General features: G+C 72.8%; 19 protein-coding genes. 10 read left to right on the forward strand and 9 right to left on the reverse strand.

The window, feature by feature from the left end:
- Positions 1-191 precede the first annotated feature (191 nt).
- A complete protein-coding gene (locus tag H4696_RS07465; protein ID WP_086861857.1) occupies positions 192-1094 on the reverse strand; it encodes a hydroxymethylglutaryl-CoA lyase in 903 nt (300 codons plus the stop codon).
- 1 nt (position 1095) lies between these two features.
- A complete protein-coding gene (locus H4696_RS07470) occupies positions 1096-2313 on the reverse strand; it encodes a CaiB/BaiF CoA transferase family protein (protein WP_086861858.1) in 1218 nt (405 codons plus the stop codon).
- 116 nt (positions 2314-2429) lie between these two features.
- Between H4696_RS07470 and H4696_RS07475 the strand changes: the two genes are divergently transcribed.
- Together H4696_RS07475 and H4696_RS07480 are read left to right on the forward strand one after the other, a co-directional pair.
- The gene (locus tag H4696_RS07475; RefSeq protein ID WP_086861859.1) at positions 2430-3230 is read left to right on the forward strand and encodes an IclR family transcriptional regulator; all 801 of its coding nucleotides are present in this window, start codon (positions 2430-2432) and stop codon (positions 3228-3230) included.
- A 382-nt stretch (positions 3231-3612) separates the two neighbouring features.
- On the forward strand, positions 3613-5007 hold the full coding sequence (locus H4696_RS07480) for an MFS transporter (RefSeq protein ID WP_086861860.1): 1395 nt from the start codon (positions 3613-3615) through the stop codon (positions 5005-5007).
- On the opposite strand, the gene H4696_RS07485 is transcribed toward H4696_RS07480, so the two are convergent.
- A complete protein-coding gene (locus H4696_RS07485; RefSeq protein WP_211299730.1) occupies positions 4973-5491 on the reverse strand; it encodes a P-loop nucleotide/nucleoside kinase family protein in 519 nt (172 codons plus the stop codon). The genes H4696_RS07480 and H4696_RS07485 overlap by 35 nt on opposite strands.
- A gap of 22 nt (positions 5492-5513) precedes the next feature.
- A complete protein-coding gene (locus H4696_RS07490; RefSeq protein WP_192782137.1) occupies positions 5514-6131 on the reverse strand; it encodes a sigma-70 family RNA polymerase sigma factor in 618 nt (205 codons plus the stop codon).
- Between the two features lie 237 nt (positions 6132-6368).
- Here H4696_RS07490 and H4696_RS07495 point away from each other — a divergent pair, with 237 nt between their 5' ends.
- The 4 genes from H4696_RS07495 (at position 6369) to H4696_RS07510 (ending at position 9617) form a co-directional block, all read left to right on the forward strand.
- Complete coding sequence (locus H4696_RS07495) at positions 6369-6767, forward strand: pyridoxamine 5'-phosphate oxidase family protein (protein WP_086861862.1); 399 nt, start codon at positions 6369-6371, stop codon at positions 6765-6767.
- 149 nt (positions 6768-6916) lie between these two features.
- Positions 6917-8413: a sensor histidine kinase gene (locus H4696_RS07500; RefSeq protein WP_086861870.1), complete on the forward strand. Its 1497-nt coding sequence runs from the start codon at positions 6917-6919 to the stop codon at positions 8411-8413.
- The gene (locus tag H4696_RS07505) at positions 8410-9069 is read left to right on the forward strand and encodes a response regulator (protein WP_086861863.1); all 660 of its coding nucleotides are present in this window, start codon (positions 8410-8412) and stop codon (positions 9067-9069) included. The genes H4696_RS07500 and H4696_RS07505 overlap by 4 nt, the downstream gene beginning before the upstream one ends.
- A 110-nt stretch (positions 9070-9179) precedes the next feature.
- Positions 9180-9617, forward strand: a complete 438-nt coding sequence (locus tag H4696_RS07510; protein ID WP_086861864.1) for a hypothetical protein — start codon at positions 9180-9182, stop codon at positions 9615-9617.
- 16 nt (positions 9618-9633) lie between these two features.
- On the opposite strand, the gene folE is transcribed toward H4696_RS07510, so the two are convergent.
- Positions 9634-10242: a GTP cyclohydrolase I FolE gene (gene folE, locus H4696_RS07515; RefSeq protein WP_192782138.1), complete on the reverse strand. Its 609-nt coding sequence runs from the start codon at positions 10240-10242 to the stop codon at positions 9634-9636.
- A gap of 88 nt (positions 10243-10330) precedes the next feature.
- On the opposite strand from folE, the gene H4696_RS07520 reads away from it, so the two are divergent.
- Positions 10331-10987 carry a helix-turn-helix transcriptional regulator gene (locus H4696_RS07520; RefSeq protein ID WP_192782139.1) on the forward strand — a complete coding sequence of 219 codons (657 nt, stop codon included), beginning with the start codon at positions 10331-10333 and terminating at the stop codon, positions 10985-10987.
- Here H4696_RS07520 and H4696_RS51165 read toward each other — a convergent pair.
- Genes H4696_RS51165 through H4696_RS07535 form a run of 3 tightly spaced genes read right to left on the reverse strand, consistent with a single transcriptional unit; the run spans position 10984 to position 13427 of the window.
- Positions 10984-11742 (reverse strand): sulfite exporter TauE/SafE family protein, encoded by a 759-nt coding sequence (locus H4696_RS51165; protein WP_086861867.1) that lies wholly within the window; start codon positions 11740-11742, stop codon positions 10984-10986. The two genes, H4696_RS07520 and H4696_RS51165, sit on opposite strands and share 4 nt — an antisense overlap.
- 48 nt (positions 11743-11790) lie before the next feature.
- On the reverse strand, positions 11791-12861 hold the full coding sequence (locus tag H4696_RS07530) for a CU044_5270 family protein (RefSeq protein ID WP_169735034.1): 1071 nt from the start codon (positions 12859-12861) through the stop codon (positions 11791-11793).
- Positions 12858-13427: an RNA polymerase sigma factor gene (locus H4696_RS07535; RefSeq protein ID WP_249027056.1), complete on the reverse strand. Its 570-nt coding sequence runs from the start codon at positions 13425-13427 to the stop codon at positions 12858-12860. The genes H4696_RS07530 and H4696_RS07535 overlap by 4 nt, the downstream gene beginning before the upstream one ends.
- 104 nt (positions 13428-13531) lie before the next feature.
- Here H4696_RS07535 and H4696_RS07540 point away from each other — a divergent pair, with 104 nt between their 5' ends.
- From H4696_RS07540 to H4696_RS07550, 3 genes are all read left to right on the forward strand, one after another.
- Complete coding sequence (locus H4696_RS07540) at positions 13532-13726, forward strand: hypothetical protein (RefSeq protein WP_192782140.1); 195 nt, start codon at positions 13532-13534, stop codon at positions 13724-13726.
- A gap of 93 nt (positions 13727-13819) precedes the next feature.
- Entirely contained in the window at positions 13820-14863 is a 1044-nt protein-coding gene (locus H4696_RS07545; protein WP_192783006.1) for a substrate-binding domain-containing protein, read from the forward strand.
- A gap of 158 nt (positions 14864-15021) precedes the next feature.
- Complete coding sequence (locus H4696_RS07550; protein WP_086864793.1) at positions 15022-19110, forward strand: beta-galactosidase; 4089 nt, start codon at positions 15022-15024, stop codon at positions 19108-19110.
- On the opposite strand, the gene H4696_RS07555 is transcribed toward H4696_RS07550, so the two are convergent.
- Positions 19091-19795: a DUF6008 family protein gene (locus H4696_RS07555; RefSeq protein WP_086864792.1), complete on the reverse strand. Its 705-nt coding sequence runs from the start codon at positions 19793-19795 to the stop codon at positions 19091-19093. The genes H4696_RS07550 and H4696_RS07555 overlap by 20 nt on opposite strands.
- Positions 19796-19867 lie beyond the last annotated feature (72 nt).

The raw sequence follows: 19867 nt of genomic DNA on the forward strand, positions 1-19867 counted from the left end.
AGTGGGTGCGCGCTCACCTGCCCGTGGCCGCGCCGTCACCCGGCTGGTTATCGTTCCGTTATGGAAGTTACACGGGGCTTTGACACCGGGCAAGCACTGAAAAAAGTTTGAACCGAACTGAACCCCCGTCCGTATCCCCAGGTGAGGCCCGGGGAATGCGCCCGGCCGGAAAGCCTTGTGCGACCCCGGGATCAGCGCAGCGGCGCGGGCACCGCGGGAATGGCGGCCAATGCCGAGCCGAGCCGGTGGCCGACCGCGAGGCCGACCTGTTCGCGCACCTCGGCGAGTTTCCCGACGTCGATTCCGGTCGCGATTCCTTCGCCGTGGAAGAAGTCGACGAGGTCGTCGGTCGCGACGTTGCCGGACGCCCCCGGGGCGAACGGGCAGCCGCCGATCCCGCCCAGCGCGGCGTCGAACCGCCGGATCCCGAGCGAGAGCCCTTCCCACGCGTTCGCCGCCGCGCGGCCGTAGGTGTTGTGCAGGTGCAGCCCGAGCGGGACGTCCGGCAGTTCGTCGCGGACCGCGGAGACGACCGCGCGCAGCTGACCGGGCCGGGCAGCCCCGATGGTGTCCGCGAGGTGGACGACGCGCGCGCCGAGCCGGCCGAGCCGCGCGGCGACGTCGGCCGTCCGGTCCGGATCGGTGTCGCCGTCGAACGGGCAGACGAACGCCGTCGCGACCGACGCCTCGATCGCGACCCCCGCTTCGGTGAGCAGGTCGGCGCATCCGGCCAGCCGGTCGAGCGCCGCGGCGGTGGGGACCCCGGCGTTCGCGGTGCTGTGCCCGTCGCTCGCGGAGACGACCAGCCGCACCGACTTCGCGCCGGCGTCGATCGCCTGCCGCGCCCCGCGTTCGGTGAACACGAGGGTGTGCAGGCACGCGGGGGTGTCCGGCAGCAGCGCCCGGAGCACGTCGCCGGTGTCGGCCAGCTGCGGCACCCGGCGCGCCGAAACGAACGAGCCGACTTCGAGCGCGCGCACGCCGGCGTCGACCAGGGCGCGGGCGAGCCGGATCTTTTCGTGCGTCGGCACGGTGAGCTGCTCGTCCTGCAGCCCGTCGCGCAGCACGACCTCGGTGATGAGGACTTCGGTCACGTCAGATCACTCCGTTCTGTCGCAGCTCGGCGACGGCGTCGCCGGTGATGCCCAGCTCGGCGAGCATGGCTTCGGTGTGTTCGCCGAGGTCCGGCCCGAGCGCGCGGGTGCGGCCGGGCCGTTCGGCGAGGCTGGGCACGATGCCAGGGAAGGTGACTTCGGCTTCGCGGTCTTCGCCGAGGCGCACTCGGTGCCGTTCGTGCATGCCCCGGGCCTCGAAGTGCGGATCCTTCGCGATGTCGGCGGCGGTGAGGATCGGGCCGCTCGGCACGGCCGCGGCGAGCAGCGCGGCTTCGGCGGCTTCCTGGGGGAGCGTCGCCGCCCACGCGCCGATCGCGTCGTCGAGCAGGTCGGCGTGGCGGACGCGCCCGGCGTTGTCCGCCAGCCGCGGGTCGGCCGCGAGGTCCGCGCGGCCGATCGCGTGCATGAGCCGGCGGAAGATCGCGTCGCCGTTGCCGCTGACCACGATGTACTTGCCGTCGGCGCAGCGGTAGGTGTTGGACGGCGCCACCCCGGGCAGCGCGGAGCCGGCCGGGCCGCGCACGACGCCGTGCGCGTCGAAGTCCGGGAGCAGCGACTCCATCAGGGAGTAGACGGCTTCGTAGAGGGCGACGTCCACGACCTCGCCGGGGCGGGCGCCCGGCTCGCGTTCGCGGCGCAGCAGGCCCATGAGCGCGCCGATCACCGCGTAGAGCCCCGCGACGGAGTCGGCGAGGCTGACCCCGACGCGCGTGGGGGCTTGGCCGGGGTAGCCGGTGAGCGCGCGCAGGCCGCCGATCGCCTCGGCGACGCCGCCGAAACCGGGCCGGTCGCGGTAGGGCCCGGTCTGGCCGTAGCCGGAGACGCGGACGACGACCAGCCGCGGGTTGCGCGCGCGGAGTTCGTCCGGGCCCAGGCCCCAGCGTTCCAGCGTGCCGGGCCGGAAGTTCTCGAGCAGGACGTCGCTGCGGGCGGCCAGCGCGCGGACGATGTCCTGGCCTTCGGGGCGGCGCAGGTCGACGGTCACCGATCGCTTGTTGCGGCCGAGGGTGCGGAAGAGCAGCGAGGTGTCGCCGCCGTGCAGCCGCCAGCGCCGGAGTTCGTCGCCGGTGCCGGGACGCTCGACCTTGACGACGTCGGCCCCGAAGTCGGCCAGCAGGCGCCCGGCGGTGGGTGCGGCGATGAAGTTGCCCAGTTCGACCACCCGGAGACCCGCGAGCGGCCCGGATTGTTCACTCATGCCCGTCTCCAAACCACTATATGGGTTACTAACTCAGAATACGGGCGTGTGTCGCGCAGTCAACGGGGGTGAGCGTCGCTAGACTGAGCGGCACACCACAGGCACGGGGCGGGGCGATGGCAGAGGAAGAGCGCAGCGGCGGCGGGACGACGCCGGTACTGGTGCTGCGCAAGTTCAAGCAGATCCTCGAGTCGTTCACGATCGACGACCCGGAGCTGACGCTGCAGCAGATCACCCGGTCCACCGGGCTGCCGGCGAGCACGTGCCAGCGGCTGGTGCACAACCTGGTGCGCGAGGGTTTCCTCGACCGCTACGACGACACCTACCGCGTCGGACTCGGCCTGGTCCGCTGGGCGGCGCCGGGCACGTTCGGCCTGGACCTGGTCCGCCTGACCCGGCCGGTGCTGCAGCAACTGCGCGACGAAACGGGCGAAACGGCCTGCCTGTACGTCCGCGACGGCGCGTACCGCACGGTGATTTCGTTGGCCGAATCCCGGCACCCGGTGGTCCGGCTGTTCGTGGTCGGCATGGTGATGCCGCTGCACGCGGGTTCGGCGGGCAAGGTCTTTCTGGCCTGGGACAAGCTGGCGATCAAGGACGCGATCGGCCACGGCCTGGCGCGGTTCACCCCGCGGACGGTGGTCGACATCGACCTGCTGACCGAGCAGCTCGACCAGATCCGTTCGGCGGGCTACGCGGCGAGCTTCGAGGAGCGCGACCTGGGGGCGGCGTCGTTGAGCGCCCCGGTGTTCGGCCTGAACGGAGAGGTCAGCGCGGCCATCGGCATCGGCGCCCCGACCCAGCGCATGACGGCGGCGGATGTCCCGCGGCTGGCCCCGGTGGTGGTGGAGGCGGCCCGGCGTGCGTCGGAGCGGCTGGGGTACCGGCCGGGTGTGGAGCAGGTCGCCGCCCTCTGAGCGGGCCTCTGGGAGGGCCGGTCCGCAGCGTTGCGCCAGCGTCTTGAATGACTCATTCAGGACCGCCGAAGACCTGAATGAGTCATTCAAGACGTCGGGCGAGCGGGTCACCGACGGCAGAGCGGCCCAGCCGCGTGACGTTGCCGGGGCCCCGGCCGTGATGTCGTGAACGACTCGTTCATGTCGTCTGGTGAGGTGAACGACCCGTTCATGACCTCCGGATCCGGGGCTACGTCCCCCTTGTCCGAATCCGCGCCCCGGCCTGCGATCCGGCGCCGCCTGACACATCCTGTCCCCGTCCGGTGAGTCCTTGACTCCATCCACCTGTCGTCACATCATGAGTTCGCCAACCACATAGTGGCGAAGTCAAAGGAGACGACGGATGGCCCACATCCCGGACACCGCGCCGGACACCGGCACGATCGCGGGCCGGCTCGACCGGCTGCCCATCACCCGCACCCATCGGCGGGCCACCGTCGCCGTCGGGCTCGGGCTGTTCTTCGACTTCTACGAGGTCTTCCTGACCGGCGTGCTCAGCTCGGTGCTCGTCGAAGAGTTCAAGCTGACCAAGGCCGAACTGCCGCCGTTGCTCGCCTCGACCTTCGTCGGCATGTTCTTCGGCGCCCTGCTCCTCGGCCGGCTCGCCGACCGGTTCGGCCGGCGCGGCGCGTTCCTGCTGAACCTCGGGCTCTACTCGGCCTTCTCGCTGCTCGGCGCGTTCAGCGGCAGCGCGCTGATGCTGCTGGGCACGCGGTTCTTCGCGGGCATCGGCCTCGGCGCGGAGCCGCCGCTGGCCGACACCTACCTGAGCGACCTGCTGCCCGCCCGCAAGCGCGGCCGCTTCATCGCCTGGGCCTACACGCTCGCCTTCTGCGGCTTCCCGGTCGTCGGCTTCCTCGCCCGCGGCCTCACCGAACACGAAGTCTTCGGCATCGCCGGCTGGCGCTGGCTGTTCGTGATCGGCGCGCTCGGCGCCGGCGCGGTCTTTCTGCTGCGCCGCGGCCTGCCCGAATCACCGCGCTGGCTGGACTCCGTCGGCCGCACCGAAGAGGCCGAGCACCTGGTCGCCGGCATGGAAGCCGAAGCGCGCGGCGCCACCGTCGACACGCCGGCCCCGCGTCGCGGCGAAACCCGCAAGCGCGCCGCCGCGCCGGTGCGCGAACTCTTCGCCCCCACCCTGCGGCGGCGGACCTGGATGATGGTCGTCTTCCACATCCTGCAGACCCTCGGATACTACGGCTTCGGCACGCTGGTCCCGCTCGTCCTCGCCGCCAAGGGGTACGCCGTCTCGCAGTCGCTGCTGTTCGCCGCGCTGACCTACCTCGGCTACCCGGTCGGTTCCGCGCTGTCGCTGCCGATCGTGGAACGCGTCGAGCGCAAGTACCTCGTGGTCGGCTCGGTGCTGGCGATGGCGGTATTCGGCATCGCGTTCGGCTACGCGGGCTCGATGGCGCTGATCCTCGTGTTCGGCTTCCTCTACACCGCGACCAGCAACCTGTTCTCGAACGCCTTCCACATCTACCAGGCGGAAATCTTCCCGACGGCGTTGCGGTCGACGGCGTCCAGCGGCACCTACTCGCTTTCGCGCCTGGCCAGCGGCGCGATGCCGTTCGTCCTGGTCCCGCTGCTGAACTCGCACGGCCCGACGACGCTCTTCCTCGTCGTCGCGGGCGCGCTCGTGGTGGTCGCGGTGGACATCGCCGTCCTCGGCCCGCGCACCACCGGCCGCCGGCTGGAGAACGTCAGCGGCGAAACGGCCGCGCAGCCGCTTCGATGACGCCGGCCGCCGCGCCGGCCGGCTGCCGGGCGGTGTCGACGACGAGGCGGTCGCGCGTCCACGGCTCGTACTCGCGGTCCAGGATCTCCTGCCACGTCGGCGGCACCAGGCCGGGGATGCCGACGTCGCGGGTTTCCGCGCGGCGCCGGTGTTCCGCGGGGTCGGAGCAGACGATCTCGGCTTCGAGGACCCGGGCGCCGGCCCCGAGCCCGGCCTCGCGCCAGGCGTCCCGGGTCACGGCGAGCGGGTTCACGCATTCGGCGATCACGCTCACGCCGGTGCGGAGCAGGTCGGCCGCGACGTCCTGGGCGACCACGTAGCCGACCGGCCCCAGCGGTTGCGCCAACGACGAGGCGCGGACGATCGCCTGCTCGATCGTGTCGACGCGCAGGAACGCGAAACCGGTGCGGCGGGCCAGTTCCGCGGCGACGGTCGTCTTGCCGCTCGCGGGCAGGCCGCCGACGACGATCAGCAGCGGGGGCACCCGGGCATGGTCGCACGCGTGCTCAAGAAGCGGCGCGTTTCCGCCCGACGAGGCTGCGCCGCAGGGTGGCGAGCGCCCGGTGCTGGGCCACGCGCACCGCGCCCGCGCTGGCGAGGCCGACCGCGGCGGCCGTTTCCTCCGCCGTCAGCCCGAGGATGATCCGCAGCACCAGGATTTCGCGCTGCCGCGGCGGGAGCGTGTCGAGCAGGCCGGACGACCAGTCGAGCGCGGCCGCGCGTTCGACCTCTTCACCTGTCGGGTCGCCGCCGGTCCAGCGGTCGGCGGGCGGCTCGGCGACCGGGCTCGTGCGGTCGCGTGCCCGGCGGCGGTGGAAGTCCGAAACCTTGTGCGAGGCGATGCCGAAGACGAACGCCAGGAAGCCGTCGGCCTCGTAGCGGTAGCCGGGCAGCGCGTTGACGATCGCGAGGAGCACGTCCTGCGCGCAGTCCTCGGCGTCGGACGAACCGTCCTGCCAGGTGCGGAGCCGGCCGAGGCAGTAGCGGAACACCGGCGGCCGCAGGACGTGCAGCAGTCCGGCCACCGCGGCGTGGTCGCCGCGGATGGCCGACCGGACGAGGGCCGGGTCGAGGGTGAACGTGGCCGAGGGAGCGGAGGCGCCCTCGGCGGAGTGCGGCGACATCGGCCTCACCCTTTCCCACACTCGCCGTCGCGGATGATCACGACGCTAAGTCACGCACCGTGGCCGCCACACCGGTCGGGAGGCCGCTGCGGCCCGGGTCTTCCGGCCCTGGTGCGCACCGCCGCGGTGTGCCGCCGGTGCCGCGCGGCGGTGGCCGGGCCGAACGGCCCTATCGGGTTACAAGGGGAACCGATCACGCTGGTGGCCGGGTATTCACAGGAGAAACACAGGGACGCGATGGTGGACGACGTGGGCTTCGGGCTCCTGCTGGACCGGCAGCAATGCCTGGCGCTGCTGCGGACGGCGAGCCTCGGCCGGGTGGTTTTCACCCACCGGGCGATGCCGGCGGTCCGCCCGGTCCGCTTCACCGTCGTCGACGACGCCGTGGTGTTCGCCGTTCCGGCCTCCAGTCCCCTCTACGCGGGCGCGCGCGACGCCGTCGTCGCGTTCGAAGCCGACGAATACGCCGACGACCTCGGCGCCGGCTGGTACGTCAGCCTGCTCGGCCGGGCCACCGAGTCCGGCGCGGTCGACCTCGCCTGCTCGTGTCCCTGCCCGCTCCCGGCCGGGCACCGGTACCTGCGCATCCCCGCCGAATCGATCAGCGGGCACCGGCTCGCCTGCCACGCCCAGTAACGAACCCGCTCCGCCGACCGACCCACCGGATGGACGAACCGGATTGGGCCGACGCGGGCAGTCTTCTGTGGCACCCTTGACGGCCCGGGAGTAGCCCGGGATTCGGGCGGAGCCAGCGGGGACGACGGGTAGTGACGGACGAGATCAGCATGCCGGCGATCCTCGCGGCCGTGGGCGGCATCGCCCGCGAGCTCGAGCTGCCGTCGCTGCTGGAACGCGCGGTCGCGACCACGTGCGAGCTGGTGGGAGCCCCGCGCGGCCGCCTGGAGCTGCCGGAAAACGGCGTCGCCCGCTACGGCGGCGAGCCCGGCGCCGGCGCGGTCGAGGTGCCCGTGCGCGCGGGTTCGCGGGTGTTCGGGACCCTCCTCGTCGAACCCGGGAACGGCGGTTTCACCCGGCGTGAACGGGAAGTGCTGGGCGCGCTCGCCGCGGCGACCGGGATGGCCGTCGAAAAGGCGTTGCTCGTCGACCAGATGCGCCGCCGCGAACGCTGGCTCGAGGCCTCCTACGACGTCACCGGCGCCCTGCTCGCGTCGCAGGACCTGCGCGCCACGCTCAGGCTGATCGCCGAACGCGCCCGCGTCGTCGCCGGTGGCACCGCGGGCGCGATCGCGCGCCCGGCCGGGCCGGGACGGCTGGTGTTCGACGTCGTCGAGCCGCCGGGGGAGGACGCCGACCGGCTGATCGGCCTGACTGTGCCCACCGAGGGCACCGCCACCGGCGTCGCGTTCGCCACCCGCCGCCCGGTCGTGGTGCGCGACTACGGCGAGCACGTCCAGGAACAGCAGCGCGACCGCGCCGGGCCGATGCCGGCGATGATCAAGGACCTCGACTCGGCCATCTCGGTGCCGCTGCTCGTCGGCGAGGACACGCTCGGGGTGCTGGTGGTCGCGAAGTTCCGCGACAAGTCGCCGTTCACCGACTCCGACGTCCAGCTGGCCGAGACCTTCGCCGGGCACGCCGCGCTCGCCGTCGAGTTCTCCCGCGCGCAGGAGGCGCGCCAGCAGCTGGCGGTGTTCGAAGACCGCGACCGGATCGCCCGCGACCTGCACGACCTGGTGATCCAGCGGCTGTTCGCGACCGGCCTCGGCCTCGAAGGCGTGAGCAGGCTGATCGCCGACCCGGTGGTCGCCGCGCGCGTGGCCGGGTTCGCCCAGGACCTCGACGGCACGATCCGCGAGATCCGCAACAGCATCTTTTCGCTGCAGGCGCCCGCGCAGGCGCACGGCAGCCTCCGCGCGGAGCTGCTCCGGGTCGCCGTGGACGCCCGCGACACACTGGGGTTCGAGCCGCGCGTCGGGTTCGACGGGCCGCTGGACGCCGCGGTGCCGGACGCCGTCCGCTCGGACCTGATCGCGTCGCTGCGCGAAGCCCTGACGAACGTCGCCCGGCACGCCGGGGCGACGTCGTCGTCGGTCGACGTCACCGTGGACGGGCTGGGCCGGCGGCTGACGCTGGCCGTGCGCGACGACGGGACGGGACCGCCGCCGGAGACCGGCCGGGTCAGCGGGCTCGCCAACCTGGCCGCGCGCGCGGCCCGGTGGGGCGGGACGTGCGCGCTGGTCGCCGCCGACGGGGGCGGTGCCCGGCTGGAATGGACCGCCGAGCTGCCGGCGCGGGCCGGCGAGCAGGGGAGTGGACGATGACGATCTCGGTGTTCCTGCTCGACGACCACGAGCTGGTCCGGACCGGGCTGAAGACCGTCTTCGAGGCCGAAGCGGACATCGAAGTGGTCGGCGAGGCCGCGACGGCGGCCGAGGCGCTGGTGCGGATCCCGCAGGCGAGCCCGGACGTCGCGATCCTCGACGTCCGGCTGCCGGACGGTCAGGGCGTCGAGGTGTGCCGCGAGATCCGCTCCACTGTGGAGCCGCCGCCCGCGTGCCTGATGCTGACGTCCTATTCGGACGACGACGCGCTGTTCGGCGCGATCATGGCGGGCGCGGCGGGCTACATGCTGAAGCAGGTCTCCGGCCGGTCCCTGATCGACGCCGTCCGCACGGTCGCCGGCGGTGGGTCGCTGCTGGACGCCACGCTCACCGCGTCGGTGATGAACAAGCTGCGCGGGGAGAACGTCGCCACCGCGGACCCGCGCTACGAGCAGCTGAGCCCGCAGGAGCGCCGGGTGCTCGACCTGGTCGCGGAGGGCCTCACCAACCGCCAGATCGCCGAACGGCTGTTCCTGGCCGAGAAGACGGTGAAGAACTACGTTTCGTCGGTGCTGCACAAACTCGGCGTCGAACGGCGCACGTCGGCGGCGGTCTACATGTCCCAGCGGCGCGCCGGTCCGGAACGATCGGGCTGAATCCGCGACCGATCGGACGAAACCCGTGGGGCGTTCGACGTATCCGGCGGCCGATGCGGTACACCTGTCGGGGGAACGCACGGATCGGGGTGCGCGGTGGAGGGGACGACATGTCGGGGTTGTCGAGCGGGGACTACGTCACGCAGCAGATCCGGGCACTCGCGCAAGCGGTGCGCCGGGAAGGGGCCGGAGGGGTCGGCACGCGCAGCTTCCAGCTGGCGGAGCACCTGGCGGCGGAGGGCGGTGTGCACCGCGGCGACATCATGACGGCGACGGCGACGCTGCTGGCCATGACGGCCTGGTGCGACGGCGAAGTCGAAGCGGCCCGCAGATTCGCGGAGCGGGCCGGGGAGAACGAGGACGATTCGCGGGAGCTGGTGACCCACCTGCTGCGGCTGGAGGCCGGCGCGGACCAGGGCTGGCTGCCGCAGGAGCAGGTGGAAGCGCTGCTCGAATACGCGCGCAAGGCTCGCCGCGGTGACCTGGTGCTGCGGGTGCGGGCGATCGCGGGCGCGTCGCGCGGCGGGCGGCACCGGCGCGCGGACTAGGCCGGGCGGGTGCCCGTCACCCGCTCACGCCGGTCAGCGCGAAGAACTCCTGCCGCGTCTTGGGTTCCTCGCGCAGCAGGCCGTGCAGCGACGAGGTGACGGTCAGCGCGCCGGTCGCCCGGACCCCGCGCAGCGACATGCACAGGTGCTCGGCCTCGATCACCACGCCGACACCCTTCGGCGCGAGGTGCTCCTGCAGCCAGTCCGCGACCTGCTTGGTCAGCCGCTCCTGCACCTGCAGGTCGCGCGCGAACAGCTCGACGACGCGGGCGAGCTTCGACAGGCCGAGGATCCGGTCGCCGGGGAGGTAGCCGACGTGCGCGACGCCGCGGAAGGGCAGCATGTGGTGCTCGCACAGCGACTGCACCGGGATGCTCTTGGCCAGCACGAGCTCGTCGTAGCCCTCGTCGTTGGGGAAGGTCGTCAGCTGGAAGTCGCGCGGCCGCAGCATTTCCGCGTAGGCGTGGGCGACCCGGCGCGGCGTGTCGCCGAGGTGCTCGGACGTCGGGTCCTTGCCGAGCGCCCGCAGCAGGTCGGCGACCGCGCGCTCCGCCGCGTGCAGGTCGACGGCGTCGCGGTCGTGGACGACACCGAGGTGCCGCAGCGGAACGGGTTCGACGCTCACGGGCGTGCCTCCTTCTAAAAGCAAGTCGAGGCGACGTTAGAAGCTCGTCCCGCTTTTCGTCAACCGTTTTGTGTTTTAGAATGCGGTGATGCACGAACCCCAGGCCGGCGCGCTGGCCGCGGTCGCGGCGCTCGACGAGCCGACCCGGCGCCGGCTGTACTCCTACGTCGTCCGCCAGCCGGTCCCGGTGAGCCGCGACGACGTCGCCGCCGCCCTCAGCGTGCCTCGCGCGACCGTCGCGTTCCACCTCGACCGCCTGGTGGACGAACAGCTGCTGGCGGTCGGCCACGAACGCCGCACCGGCCGCACCGGCCCGGGCGCCGGACGGCCCGCGAAGCTGTACCGGCGGTCCGACCGGCAGGTGAGCGTCTCCCTGCCGGAGCGGCAATACGAACTGGCCGGTCAGCTGCTCGCCACGGCCGTCGAGGAAGCTGACGAGACCGGCGGCTCGGCCCGCGAGATCCTCCTCCGGCGGGCCCGGGAGCGCGGCGTGGAACTGGCCGGAGGCGCCCCGGACATCCTGGGCACGCTGGAAGAACACGGCTTCGAACCGCGCGCCGACGGCGATCAGGTGCTGCTGGGCAACTGCCCGTTCCACCAGCTGGCCCGGACGCACCAGCGGCTGGTCTGCGAGATGAACCTCGGGTTGGTCGAGGGCATGCTGGCCGGGGCGGGGGACCGGGGCCTGCGCGCGCGGCTGGAACCTGGGCCGGGGCTCTGCTGCGTGCGGCTCGGGCCGGCTTAGCGCGGGAGGACGAAGAGGATCGCGCCGAAGCCGACGAGCGCGACCGAGGCGATTCGGTGCAGGTGCCGGGCGGGGAGGCGGCGCGCGAGTCGCGCACCGAGCAGCACGCCGGCCGCGGCCAGGACGCCGAGGAGGCTGCCGAGTCCGAAGTGGACGGAGTCGTGCGCGGCGTAGCCGAGCGTGGCGAAGCCGACGAGCGGAAGCTGAACAAGCTGCCCGGCGGCGACGGTGGTCAGCGCGGGCACGCCGAGGGCGAGCAGGACGGGAACGAGGAGCACGGGCCCGCCGGTGCCGGTGAGTGCTGATCCGAAGCCAACGAAGACCCCGACGGCGACGGCCGCGGCCGGGGACAGGTCATGGCGCCCGCCGGGCATCGACCCGGGCTCGGCCGAAACGTCGCGCCGCCCGCGCGGCCACAAGTTGAAAGCTCCTGACCCAGCCGTGAGCGTCGCCAGCACCAGCCACAACACCGTCGCCGGGACCGCGCCGTTCGCCAGTGCTCCCGCGGCCGCCGCCGGGGCTGCGCCCAGCGTCAGCCAGCCGCCGAAGCGCCAGGGCATCGCCCGGGTGCGGGCATAGGCCGCCGTGCCCGCGATCCCCGTGAACAGGAAGCACCAGCTGCTGGTGCCCGCCGCCGCGTGGATGTCGAGGCCGGTCAGCCACGTGAGCGCCGGGGGCAGCAGGACCCCGCCGATGCCGACGACCCCGATGCAGATCCCCACCGGGACCGCGAAGAGCAGGACGGCGATGCCCACCGGCCGACCGTAGCCGCACCCCGGGGCCGGGGCACGGCGAACAGCCGGTTACTTCTCGCCGAGCGCGCCCACGACGGACGTGGTGATCGCGCTCGCGCCGAGTTCCGTGCCCGGCTTGATCCACGGATCGGTCGGCTCGGCGCCGGCGATCGTGCGCTCGCCGATGAACCCGCCGGTCACCGGGTCGATGATCAGCTGGCGGATTTCGTGCCGGTCGTCGAGCCCGAGCGCGACGCCCGAGCGGCCGTCGAGGTTCGCCGACGCCGCCAGCACCGTGATGCCCGGGATCTTCGCCAGCGCCCGGTACCACTGCGCGCGCAGCTCGGCCGGCATCAGCCCGGCCCGCAGGATCTCGATGCCGAAGTGGAACATCACCGTCGGCGTCGAGCCGCGGCCCTTCGTCAGGTCCCGCAGCTTCGCGTACAGCGCCGCCGGGTCGTGCGGCAGTGCCGCGTAGAACGCCGGGCTGTCCCAGTCGGCGGGATCACCGCACTTCTTGGCGGGCTTGGCCTTCGGGAAGAAGTCGCCGCACGCGCCCCGCCACTGCCCCTGGTCGGTGTTCGTGATCTCCGGCTCGGGCGCCTGCGCCTGCGGCACCGAACCGCCGAGGAACTTCCCGGTGCTGAGGATCTTGCGCGTCTCCTGCCAGACGTCCCGCTCGGCGGCCGGGATCCACCGGTCGACCTCCTGCTCCCACAGGTACGTGTAGCCGGCGCCGTCCGCGGTCTGGACGCCGCGCCCGACCCACGTGTGCTCGGCGACGAGGCGGAACTGCCCGGGCCCGACCGGCTGGTCGACCGCGCCGACGCTGAGGTCCGCGGCCCGGTTCAGCACCTGCACGGCCGACATCAGCTTGACGTCGGGCACCGGGGCCGCCGGCACCGGAGCCGGTCCGGCGGCGGGCGGCGCGGGCTCGGAGGGACGCACCACGACGACGGCGGTCAGCGCCGCCACAGCGGCCGCGACCGGCACGGCGAACCGCCGGAGTCGCTTGCGCCGCAACGGAATGACGGAGCTGTCCAGCTCGGCCATGACCTTCGCGCGGGCGGCGGTGAGGTCGGCCGGCGCGGTGCGGGCGTCGCGGTGGAGCAGCTCGAGGGTTTCGTCGAGCTCGTTCATGACGGGTTCTCCTCGGTGGGGACGAGCAGGGCTTGGAGCCGGTGGCGCACGCGGTGCAGGCGCGAGCGCACCGTGCTCGCGGGCACGCCCAGGGCCTCGGCGACTTCGGCCGGTTCGAGCCCGGCCCAGGACGTGAGCAGCAGGACGTCGCGGTCCTCTTCGGACAACGCGGCCAGCGCGCCGGCCAGCACGCGGAGGCGGGCCGCCGCGTCGACCCGGCCGGCCACCGCGGTGTCGTGGTTCTCGGCCGGGCGCTCGCCGGCCCCGGCCTTCGCGGTCAGCTGGAAGCCGCGCACCTCCTGGCGCACGTGGTTGCGCAGTAGGTTGGTGGCGATCCCGTAGAGCCAGCCGCGGATCGGCGCCTGCGCCGGGTCGTAGCTGGCCCGTCTCCGCAGCGCGACGACGAACGTCTCGGCCACGAGGTCGTCGGCGGCGTGCCCGCCGACCCGGCCCGCGAGGTATCCGCGCAGCGGCGGGGCGTACTCGTCGAAGAGCCGCGAGAAGACCTCTTTCGGATCTCGCGCGGCGAGGTCGGGCCGGTCGAGCCGTTCCACGATTCTGGTCACGCTACTGGTTGTCGCCGATCTCGGCTCGCGTCCCGCTCGCCCGCCCGGATGAGACGCAGGCCACATCGGGCGAACAGCGGGGGCGGGTCCGGACAACAACCCGTATGCACAGGGGATCCGCGTGGGTGCTGGCCGGGACGTGCGCCGGCGCGGTGGTGGCGATCCTGGTGGTGGCCGCGTCGATGCGCCCGCCGGATCCCGCCCCGGCCCAGCCGCCCGCCCCGCCAGCGCTTTCGACGAGCGTCGCCACGACGGCCACCTCGGCCCCGTCGCCGCCGCACCGGTTCCCGGCGAGGTGAGGACGCGTGCCCCGGCGCGGGAGGCCCGGCGCGCGGCGATTCGGCGGTACCGTCTCCGACGTGGGGACACGGCGCGAGGTGGAAGGGGCCAGGGTGGTGGACCGGGCGAAGGCGGGGGAGCAGACGAAGGCGCCGGCACCCGGACCGCGGCAGCCGAGCCTGGCCGATGTCGCCGGCATGGCCGGGGTCTCGCACATGACCGTCTCGCGCGTGGTCAACGAGAGCGGGCCGGTGCGCCCGGAAACCCGCGAGCGCGTCCTCGCCGCCGTGCAGAAGCTCGGCTACCGGCCCAACACCGCCGCGCGGACCCTGGTCACCGGCCGGTCCGGCACGCTCGGCGTGGTCGCGCTGGAGTCGAACCTCTACGGGCCGGCGAGCACGTTGTACGGCATCGAAAACGCGGCGCGCGAGTCCGGCTACGGGGTCGCGATCTGCAGTGTGACCCGCCCCGGCCGGACGTCGATCGGGGACGCGGTGGAAAGCCTGCGCCGCCAGGCGGTCGAAGGCATCGTGGTGATCGCCCCGCACGTGACGGCGGGCCGCGCGCTGGCGGCGGCCCCGTCGGACATCCCGCTGGTGGCCGTCGGCGGCGGCGAGTCCGCGCCGGTCCCGGTGATCTCGGTCGACCAGTACGACGGCGCTCGCCGCGCCACCGAGCACCTGCTCGCCTTGGGGCACCGGACGGTCTGGCACCTCGCCGGCCCGGAGGACTGGCTCGAGGCCCGCGACCGCGAGCGCGGCTGGCGGGAGACGCTGGAGGCGCGCGGCCTGCGGGTCCCGGCGGTCGTGCGCGGCGACTGGAGCCCGCGCTCGGGCTACGAAGCCGGGCGGACGCTGGCCGGCAAGCGGGGACTGAAGGCGGTGTTCTCGGCGAACGACCAGATGGCGCTCGGCCTGCTGCGCGCGTTCACCGAGGCCGGGATCCGGGTGCCGGAGGACGTGCACGTGGCGGGCTTCGACGACGTACCGGAAGCCGCGTACTTCCCGCCGCCCCTGACGACGGTCCGCCAGGACTTCATCGAGGTCGGCCGGCGCACGTTCGGGCTGCTGGAGGAGCGCATGGCGGGCGGCGACGCCGGGGCCCGGCACCTGGTTCCCGCGGAGCTGATCGTGCGGGAGAGCACCGGCCCGCGCTGAACCGTCCTGAATGACTCATCCAAGACAACCGACGCACGCTGTTAGCGCTAACACGACCTCGGCACTGATCCATCCCGGTGTTGTATCTTGACGACTTCTGTGTGATCGGCAAAGGATCGTGTTCGATTCTGGTCCCCCGCCGTGCCAGGAGGTCCCGCATGCGCCGCGTCCGGACGTTGTTCGCCGCCCTGCTCGCGTTCGTCTTCGCGCTCGCCGGGGTGACCGTCCCGCAAGCCGCGGCGGCGCCACCGAAACAAGGTCACACCGTCACCTACGACGGCTACTCCTTCCTCGTCGACGGGCAGCGGACCTACCTCTGGTCCGGCGAGTTCCACTCCTACCGCCTCCCCAGCTCGGACCTGTGGCTCGACATCTTCCAGAAGATGAAGGCCGCCGGCTTCAACTCGACGTCCCTCTACTTCGACTGGGGCTACCACTCGCCCCGCCAGGGCGTCTACGACTTCAGCGGCATCCGGGACCTCGACAAGCTCCTCGACATGGCGCAGCAGGCCGGGCTCTACGTCATCGCGCGGCCCGGTCCGTACATCAACGCCGAGGTCGACGGCGGTGGCTTCCCGACCTGGCTGTCCACCACGCCGGGCCACACCCGCAGCGCCGATCCGGTCTACCTCAAGTACTCCGACGAGTGGCAGACGCAGATCGATCGCGTCATCGCCCGCCACCAGCTCACGAACGGCACCGGCAGCGTCCTCGCCTACCAGGTCGAAAACGAGTACTACAACGGCAACGCCGACGGCCGCGCGTACATGAAGCACCTCGAAGACAAGGCCCGTGCCGACGGCATCACCGTCCCGCTGGTCGGCAACAACAACGGCACCTTCAACGCCGGCGAGGCCGCGCTCGACGTCGACGCCGCCGACTCCTACCCGCAGGGTTTCGACTGCTCGAACCCCACGCGGTGGAACGGCGTCCCCGACATCAGCTACGACCACGTCCCCGGCAAGCCGCTGATCACCGCCGAGTTCCAGGGCGGGGCCTTCGACCCGTGGGGCGGCCCGGGGTACGCCAAGTGCGCCCAGTTGATCAACGACCAGTTCGCGAACGTCTTCTACAAGCAGAACATCGCCGTCGGCGCGACCGGGCAGAGCTTCTACATGCTGCACGGCGGTACCTCGTGGGGCTGGAGCGCGATCCCGCAGAACTACACCTCCTACGACTACGGCGCCGCGATCACCGAAGCCCGCCAGTTCGACCCGAAGTACAACGAAGACAAGCTGATCGGGTACTTCACCCAGTCCGTCGCCCCGCTGACCAAGACCGACGGGCTGGCCGCCGCCCCGCTCACCGATCCCGCGCTCACCGACACCGCGCGGATCAACCCCGACACCCGCACGCAGTTCCACACCCTGCGGCACACCGATTCGACGTCGACCGCCACGAACACCACGAGCATCGCGCTCGACCTCGCCGCGCACGCGGGCTACACCTACGACGACCGGGCGGCCGAGGTCGGCTACACCGGAACCTGGAGCCACGTCGGGCCGGAGGTGAACTACACCGGCGGCGACTACCAGCACACGGAGTCCTTTTCGGAGGTCACCGGGGACAGCGTCAGCATCCCCTTCACCGGTACCGGGATCCGCTGGGTGACGTCGAAGGACCCGAGCCACGGCATCGCCGACGTCTACCTCGACGGGTCCAAAGTGGACACCGTCGACCTCTACGCGGCGAGCAAGCAGAACCAGGTGACCGGCTACGAGGTCCGCGACCTGCCCGCCGGGGCGCACACGCTGAAGATCGCCGTCACCGGGCAGAAGAACGCCCAGGCCACCGGCCCGTTCGTCGTGGTCGACGCCGTCGACCTCCTGGCGGGCAGCACCGACTACTACCCGGTCGTGCCGCAGCAGCCGGGCACCGGCATCACGCTGAACGGCCGCCAGTCGAAGATCCTCGTCGCCGGCTACGACCTCGGGGCCGCGCGGCTGCAGTACTCGACGTCCGAAGTCATGACGAGCGCGGCCATCGGCGGTCGGGACGTCGCCGTCCTCTACGGCGACCACGGTGGCCCGGGGGAGACCGTCCTGCGGTTCGCGCAGCAGCCGTCGGTGCAGGTCCTCGGCGGCAGCGCAACGTCCACTTGGGACGCCGCCCGCGGCGACCTGCGGCTGAACTACACCCACGACGGCCTGGCGCGTGTGCTCGTCACCGCACCCGGCGCGCGGCCGCTGCTCCTGCTGCTCGCCGACAAGGCGACGGCGGCGACGTTCTGGCGCCAGGACACCGCGGCGGGACCGATCCTGGTCCGCGGCACCGACCTCGTCCGCACGGCGGCCACGCAGAACGGCACCCTCGCCCTCACCGGCGACACCGGCACCGACGGCGCGTTCGAAGTCTTCACGACGGCGAAGGCGGTGCTGTGGAACGGTTTCCCGGTACCGGTGCGGCCGACGTCGAGCGGCAGCTTCACGAGCGCCGCGCCGGCCGCCAAGCCGGTCACGCTGCCCGCACTGACCGGGTGGAAGCACCAGCAGGAGTCGCCCGAGAGCCAGCCCGGTTTCGACGACTCGGCGTGGCCGGTGGCCGACAAGGACACCACCAACAGCTCGACGGCGCTCGGCACGAAGCCGGTGCTCTTCGCCGACGACTACGGCTTCCACACCGGCAACACCTGGTACCGCGGCCGGTTCACCGGCGACGGAAAGCAGACCGGAATCACGCTGTCGAGCCAGAGCGGCGGTCCGGCCGGCGCGTTCTCGGCGTGGCTCAACGGAGTTTTCCTCGGCAGCTCGAAGGATCCGCAGCACACCTTCCCCTTCCCGGCGGGCACCTTGCGGCCGGGCGAAAACGAGATCTCCGTGCTGACCGTGAACATGGGCCACGAAGAGGACTACGGCGCCGCCAACGGCAACAAGGCCGCCCGCGGGCTGACCGCCGCCCGGCTCACCGGCGCGCCGCTGACCTCGGTCACCTGGCGGCTGCAGGGCGTCCGCGGCGGCGAGACCGGGCTCGACCCGGTCCGCGGGCCCCTCAACACCGGCGGCCTCTACGGCGAACGCGCGGGCTGGTCCCTGCCCGGCTTCCCCGACGGGAACTGGACATCGGCGTCCCTGCCCGCGAAGGACACCACCCCCGGCGTCTCGTGGTACCGGACGACGGCGGACCTGGATCTGCCGCGCGGCCAGGACACCTCGCTCGGCCTGACCATCACCGACGACCCCGCGCGGCAGTACCGGGCGCTGCTGTTCGTCAACGGCTGGCAGCTCGGCCAGTACGTCAACTACCTCGGACCGCAGCACAGCTTCCCGATCCCGAACGGGATCCTGAACCCCAACGGCCACAACACGATCGCCGTCGCGGTGTGGAACCTCGACGGGAGCACCGGCGGCCTCGGGAAGATCGCCTGGACCAACTACGGCAGTCACCGCTCGCCGCTGACTGTCCGCCAGAACGCCTCGCCCGGGTACGACCCCGCGCGGTACGCGATGCCGCCGGCGCCCACCGCGAGCGTGTCGCTGACCGCGCCGGACACGGCGGCGGGTGGGCAGCCGTTCACCGCGACGGCGACCGTCCGGGTCCCGGCGGGCGCGCCCCCGGCGTTCGACGTCAAGCCGGCGCTGAGCCTGCCGGCCGGGTGGACGGCCGGTCCCGCGTCGCCGCCCTCGGCCGCGCGGATCGACGGCGGCGGGTCGGCCACGTTCACCTGGACCGTGACCCCGCCCGCCACTGTGGACACCGCGGCGCTGAAGGTGGCGGTGGCGTACCGGCAGGCAGGCCGGCCGGGCTCGGTGACCGGGGAACGGATCGTCGGTGCGGTCCCGCCAGCACCACCCGCGGGCCAGGTCGCGGTCAGCTCGCTGCCGTTCCTGACCGCGACGAACGGCTGGGGTCCGGTCGAACGCGACACCAGCAACGGCGAGGCGGGCGCGGGCGACGGCAAGCCGATGACCATCGGCGGCGTGGCGTACGCGAAGGGGCTCGGTGTCCACGCGGCGAGCGACGTCCAGCTCTACCTGGCGGGCACGTGCACCCGGCTGACGGCTTCGGCCGGCGTGGACGGCGAAACCGGCACCGCGGGCAGCGTCGCCTTCAGCGTGTCGGTGGACGGCACCACCCGCGTCACGACGCCGGTGGTCCGCGGCGGCCAGGCCGCGGTGCCGATCGACGTCGACGTCACCGGGGCCCAGGTCCTCGACCTGCTGGTGAGCGACGGCGGGGACGGCAACGGCAACGACCACGCCGACTGGGCGCTGCCGACGCTGACGTGCGCTACGCCGCCTGCCGGGTGACCTCGGGAAGCGGGCGCACGACGAACGTCGCCCGCACCTCCCGGCGTTCCCGCCACAGGTGGTACAGCGCGAGCCCGAAGATGATCGAGCCCATGACGTTCGCGACGAAGTGCCACCAGACGCGGTAGGTGGTCAGGCCGGGACCCGCGTCGACGAGCCCGAAGAACGTCGACAGCCCGATGGCGCGCGAGCCGAACGCCACCGACAGCGTGAGGACGAGGTGCTCGAGCCCGTGCAGGCCCTGCATCCACACGCCCATCTTCGCCCAGCGGCGGGCGCGGGTCCGCAGCGCCCGCCGCGTGATCACCATGACGCCCGCGAGACCGGCCAGGAAGATGAAGTTGCCGGTGAGGTGCAGCAGCTCCATCCCGAAGGTCGGCCGGCCCGGCAGCACCAGCTGCAGGCCGTTCGCCAGCCCGGTGCCCCACGGCGTCATCCACGCGGGCGAGTCCGGGTGGCCGAGCCAGTAGCCGACCTGGGCGATGTGCTCCTGGACGTGCCCGAGCTGCCCGAGCACGCCGATGCCGATCACCGCCGCCGAGCCGCGGTACACCCACGGCCGCACCGGCCCGCGGTTCGCGTAGGCCAGGACGCCGACCGCGGCCCACATGGCCAGTGCCCAGCCGACGATCAGGATCGCCCCCGCGATGTCCCAGCCCGACGTCCCCGCCATCGGCATGTCCATGACCGCCTCCTGTCGCCGGGACCGACCGTAACGCCGCCGCGGGACGGCTAACGTCTTCCCGTGTGCGCGGCG

This window comes from Amycolatopsis lexingtonensis, assembly GCF_014873755.1.
Lineage (GTDB): Bacteria > Actinomycetota > Actinomycetes > Mycobacteriales > Pseudonocardiaceae > Amycolatopsis > Amycolatopsis lexingtonensis.

Excerpts from the sequence above, each read along its gene's own strand:
- H4696_RS07540 (WP_192782140.1), top strand. The coding sequence starts at position 13,532 with ATGCACAGGGGATCCGCGTGGGTGCTGGCCGGGACGTGCGCCGGCGCG.
- H4696_RS07505 (WP_086861863.1), top strand. The coding sequence starts at position 8,410 with ATGACGATCTCGGTGTTCCTGCTCGACGACCACGAGCTGGTCCGGACC.
- H4696_RS07495 (WP_086861862.1), top strand. The coding sequence starts at position 6,369 with ATGGTGGACGACGTGGGCTTCGGGCTCCTGCTGGACCGGCAGCAATGC.
- H4696_RS07530 (WP_169735034.1), bottom strand. The coding sequence starts at position 12,861 with ATGAACGAGCTCGACGAAACCCTCGAGCTGCTCCACCGCGACGCCCGC.
- H4696_RS07555 (WP_086864792.1), bottom strand. The coding sequence starts at position 19,795 with ATGGACATGCCGATGGCGGGGACGTCGGGCTGGGACATCGCGGGGGCG.
- H4696_RS07490 (WP_192782137.1), bottom strand. The coding sequence starts at position 6,131 with ATGTCGCCGCACTCCGCCGAGGGCGCCTCCGCTCCCTCGGCCACGTTC.
- H4696_RS07500 (WP_086861870.1), top strand. The coding sequence starts at position 6,917 with ATGCCGGCGATCCTCGCGGCCGTGGGCGGCATCGCCCGCGAGCTCGAG.
- H4696_RS07550 (WP_086864793.1), top strand. The coding sequence starts at position 15,022 with ATGCGCCGCGTCCGGACGTTGTTCGCCGCCCTGCTCGCGTTCGTCTTC.
- H4696_RS07475 (WP_086861859.1), top strand. The coding sequence starts at position 2,430 with ATGGCAGAGGAAGAGCGCAGCGGCGGCGGGACGACGCCGGTACTGGTG.
- H4696_RS07480 (WP_086861860.1), top strand. The coding sequence starts at position 3,613 with ATGGCCCACATCCCGGACACCGCGCCGGACACCGGCACGATCGCGGGC.
- H4696_RS07470 (WP_086861858.1), bottom strand. The coding sequence starts at position 2,313 with ATGAGTGAACAATCCGGGCCGCTCGCGGGTCTCCGGGTGGTCGAACTG.
- H4696_RS07510 (WP_086861864.1), top strand. The coding sequence starts at position 9,180 with ATGTCGGGGTTGTCGAGCGGGGACTACGTCACGCAGCAGATCCGGGCA.
- H4696_RS07520 (WP_192782139.1), top strand. The coding sequence starts at position 10,331 with ATGCACGAACCCCAGGCCGGCGCGCTGGCCGCGGTCGCGGCGCTCGAC.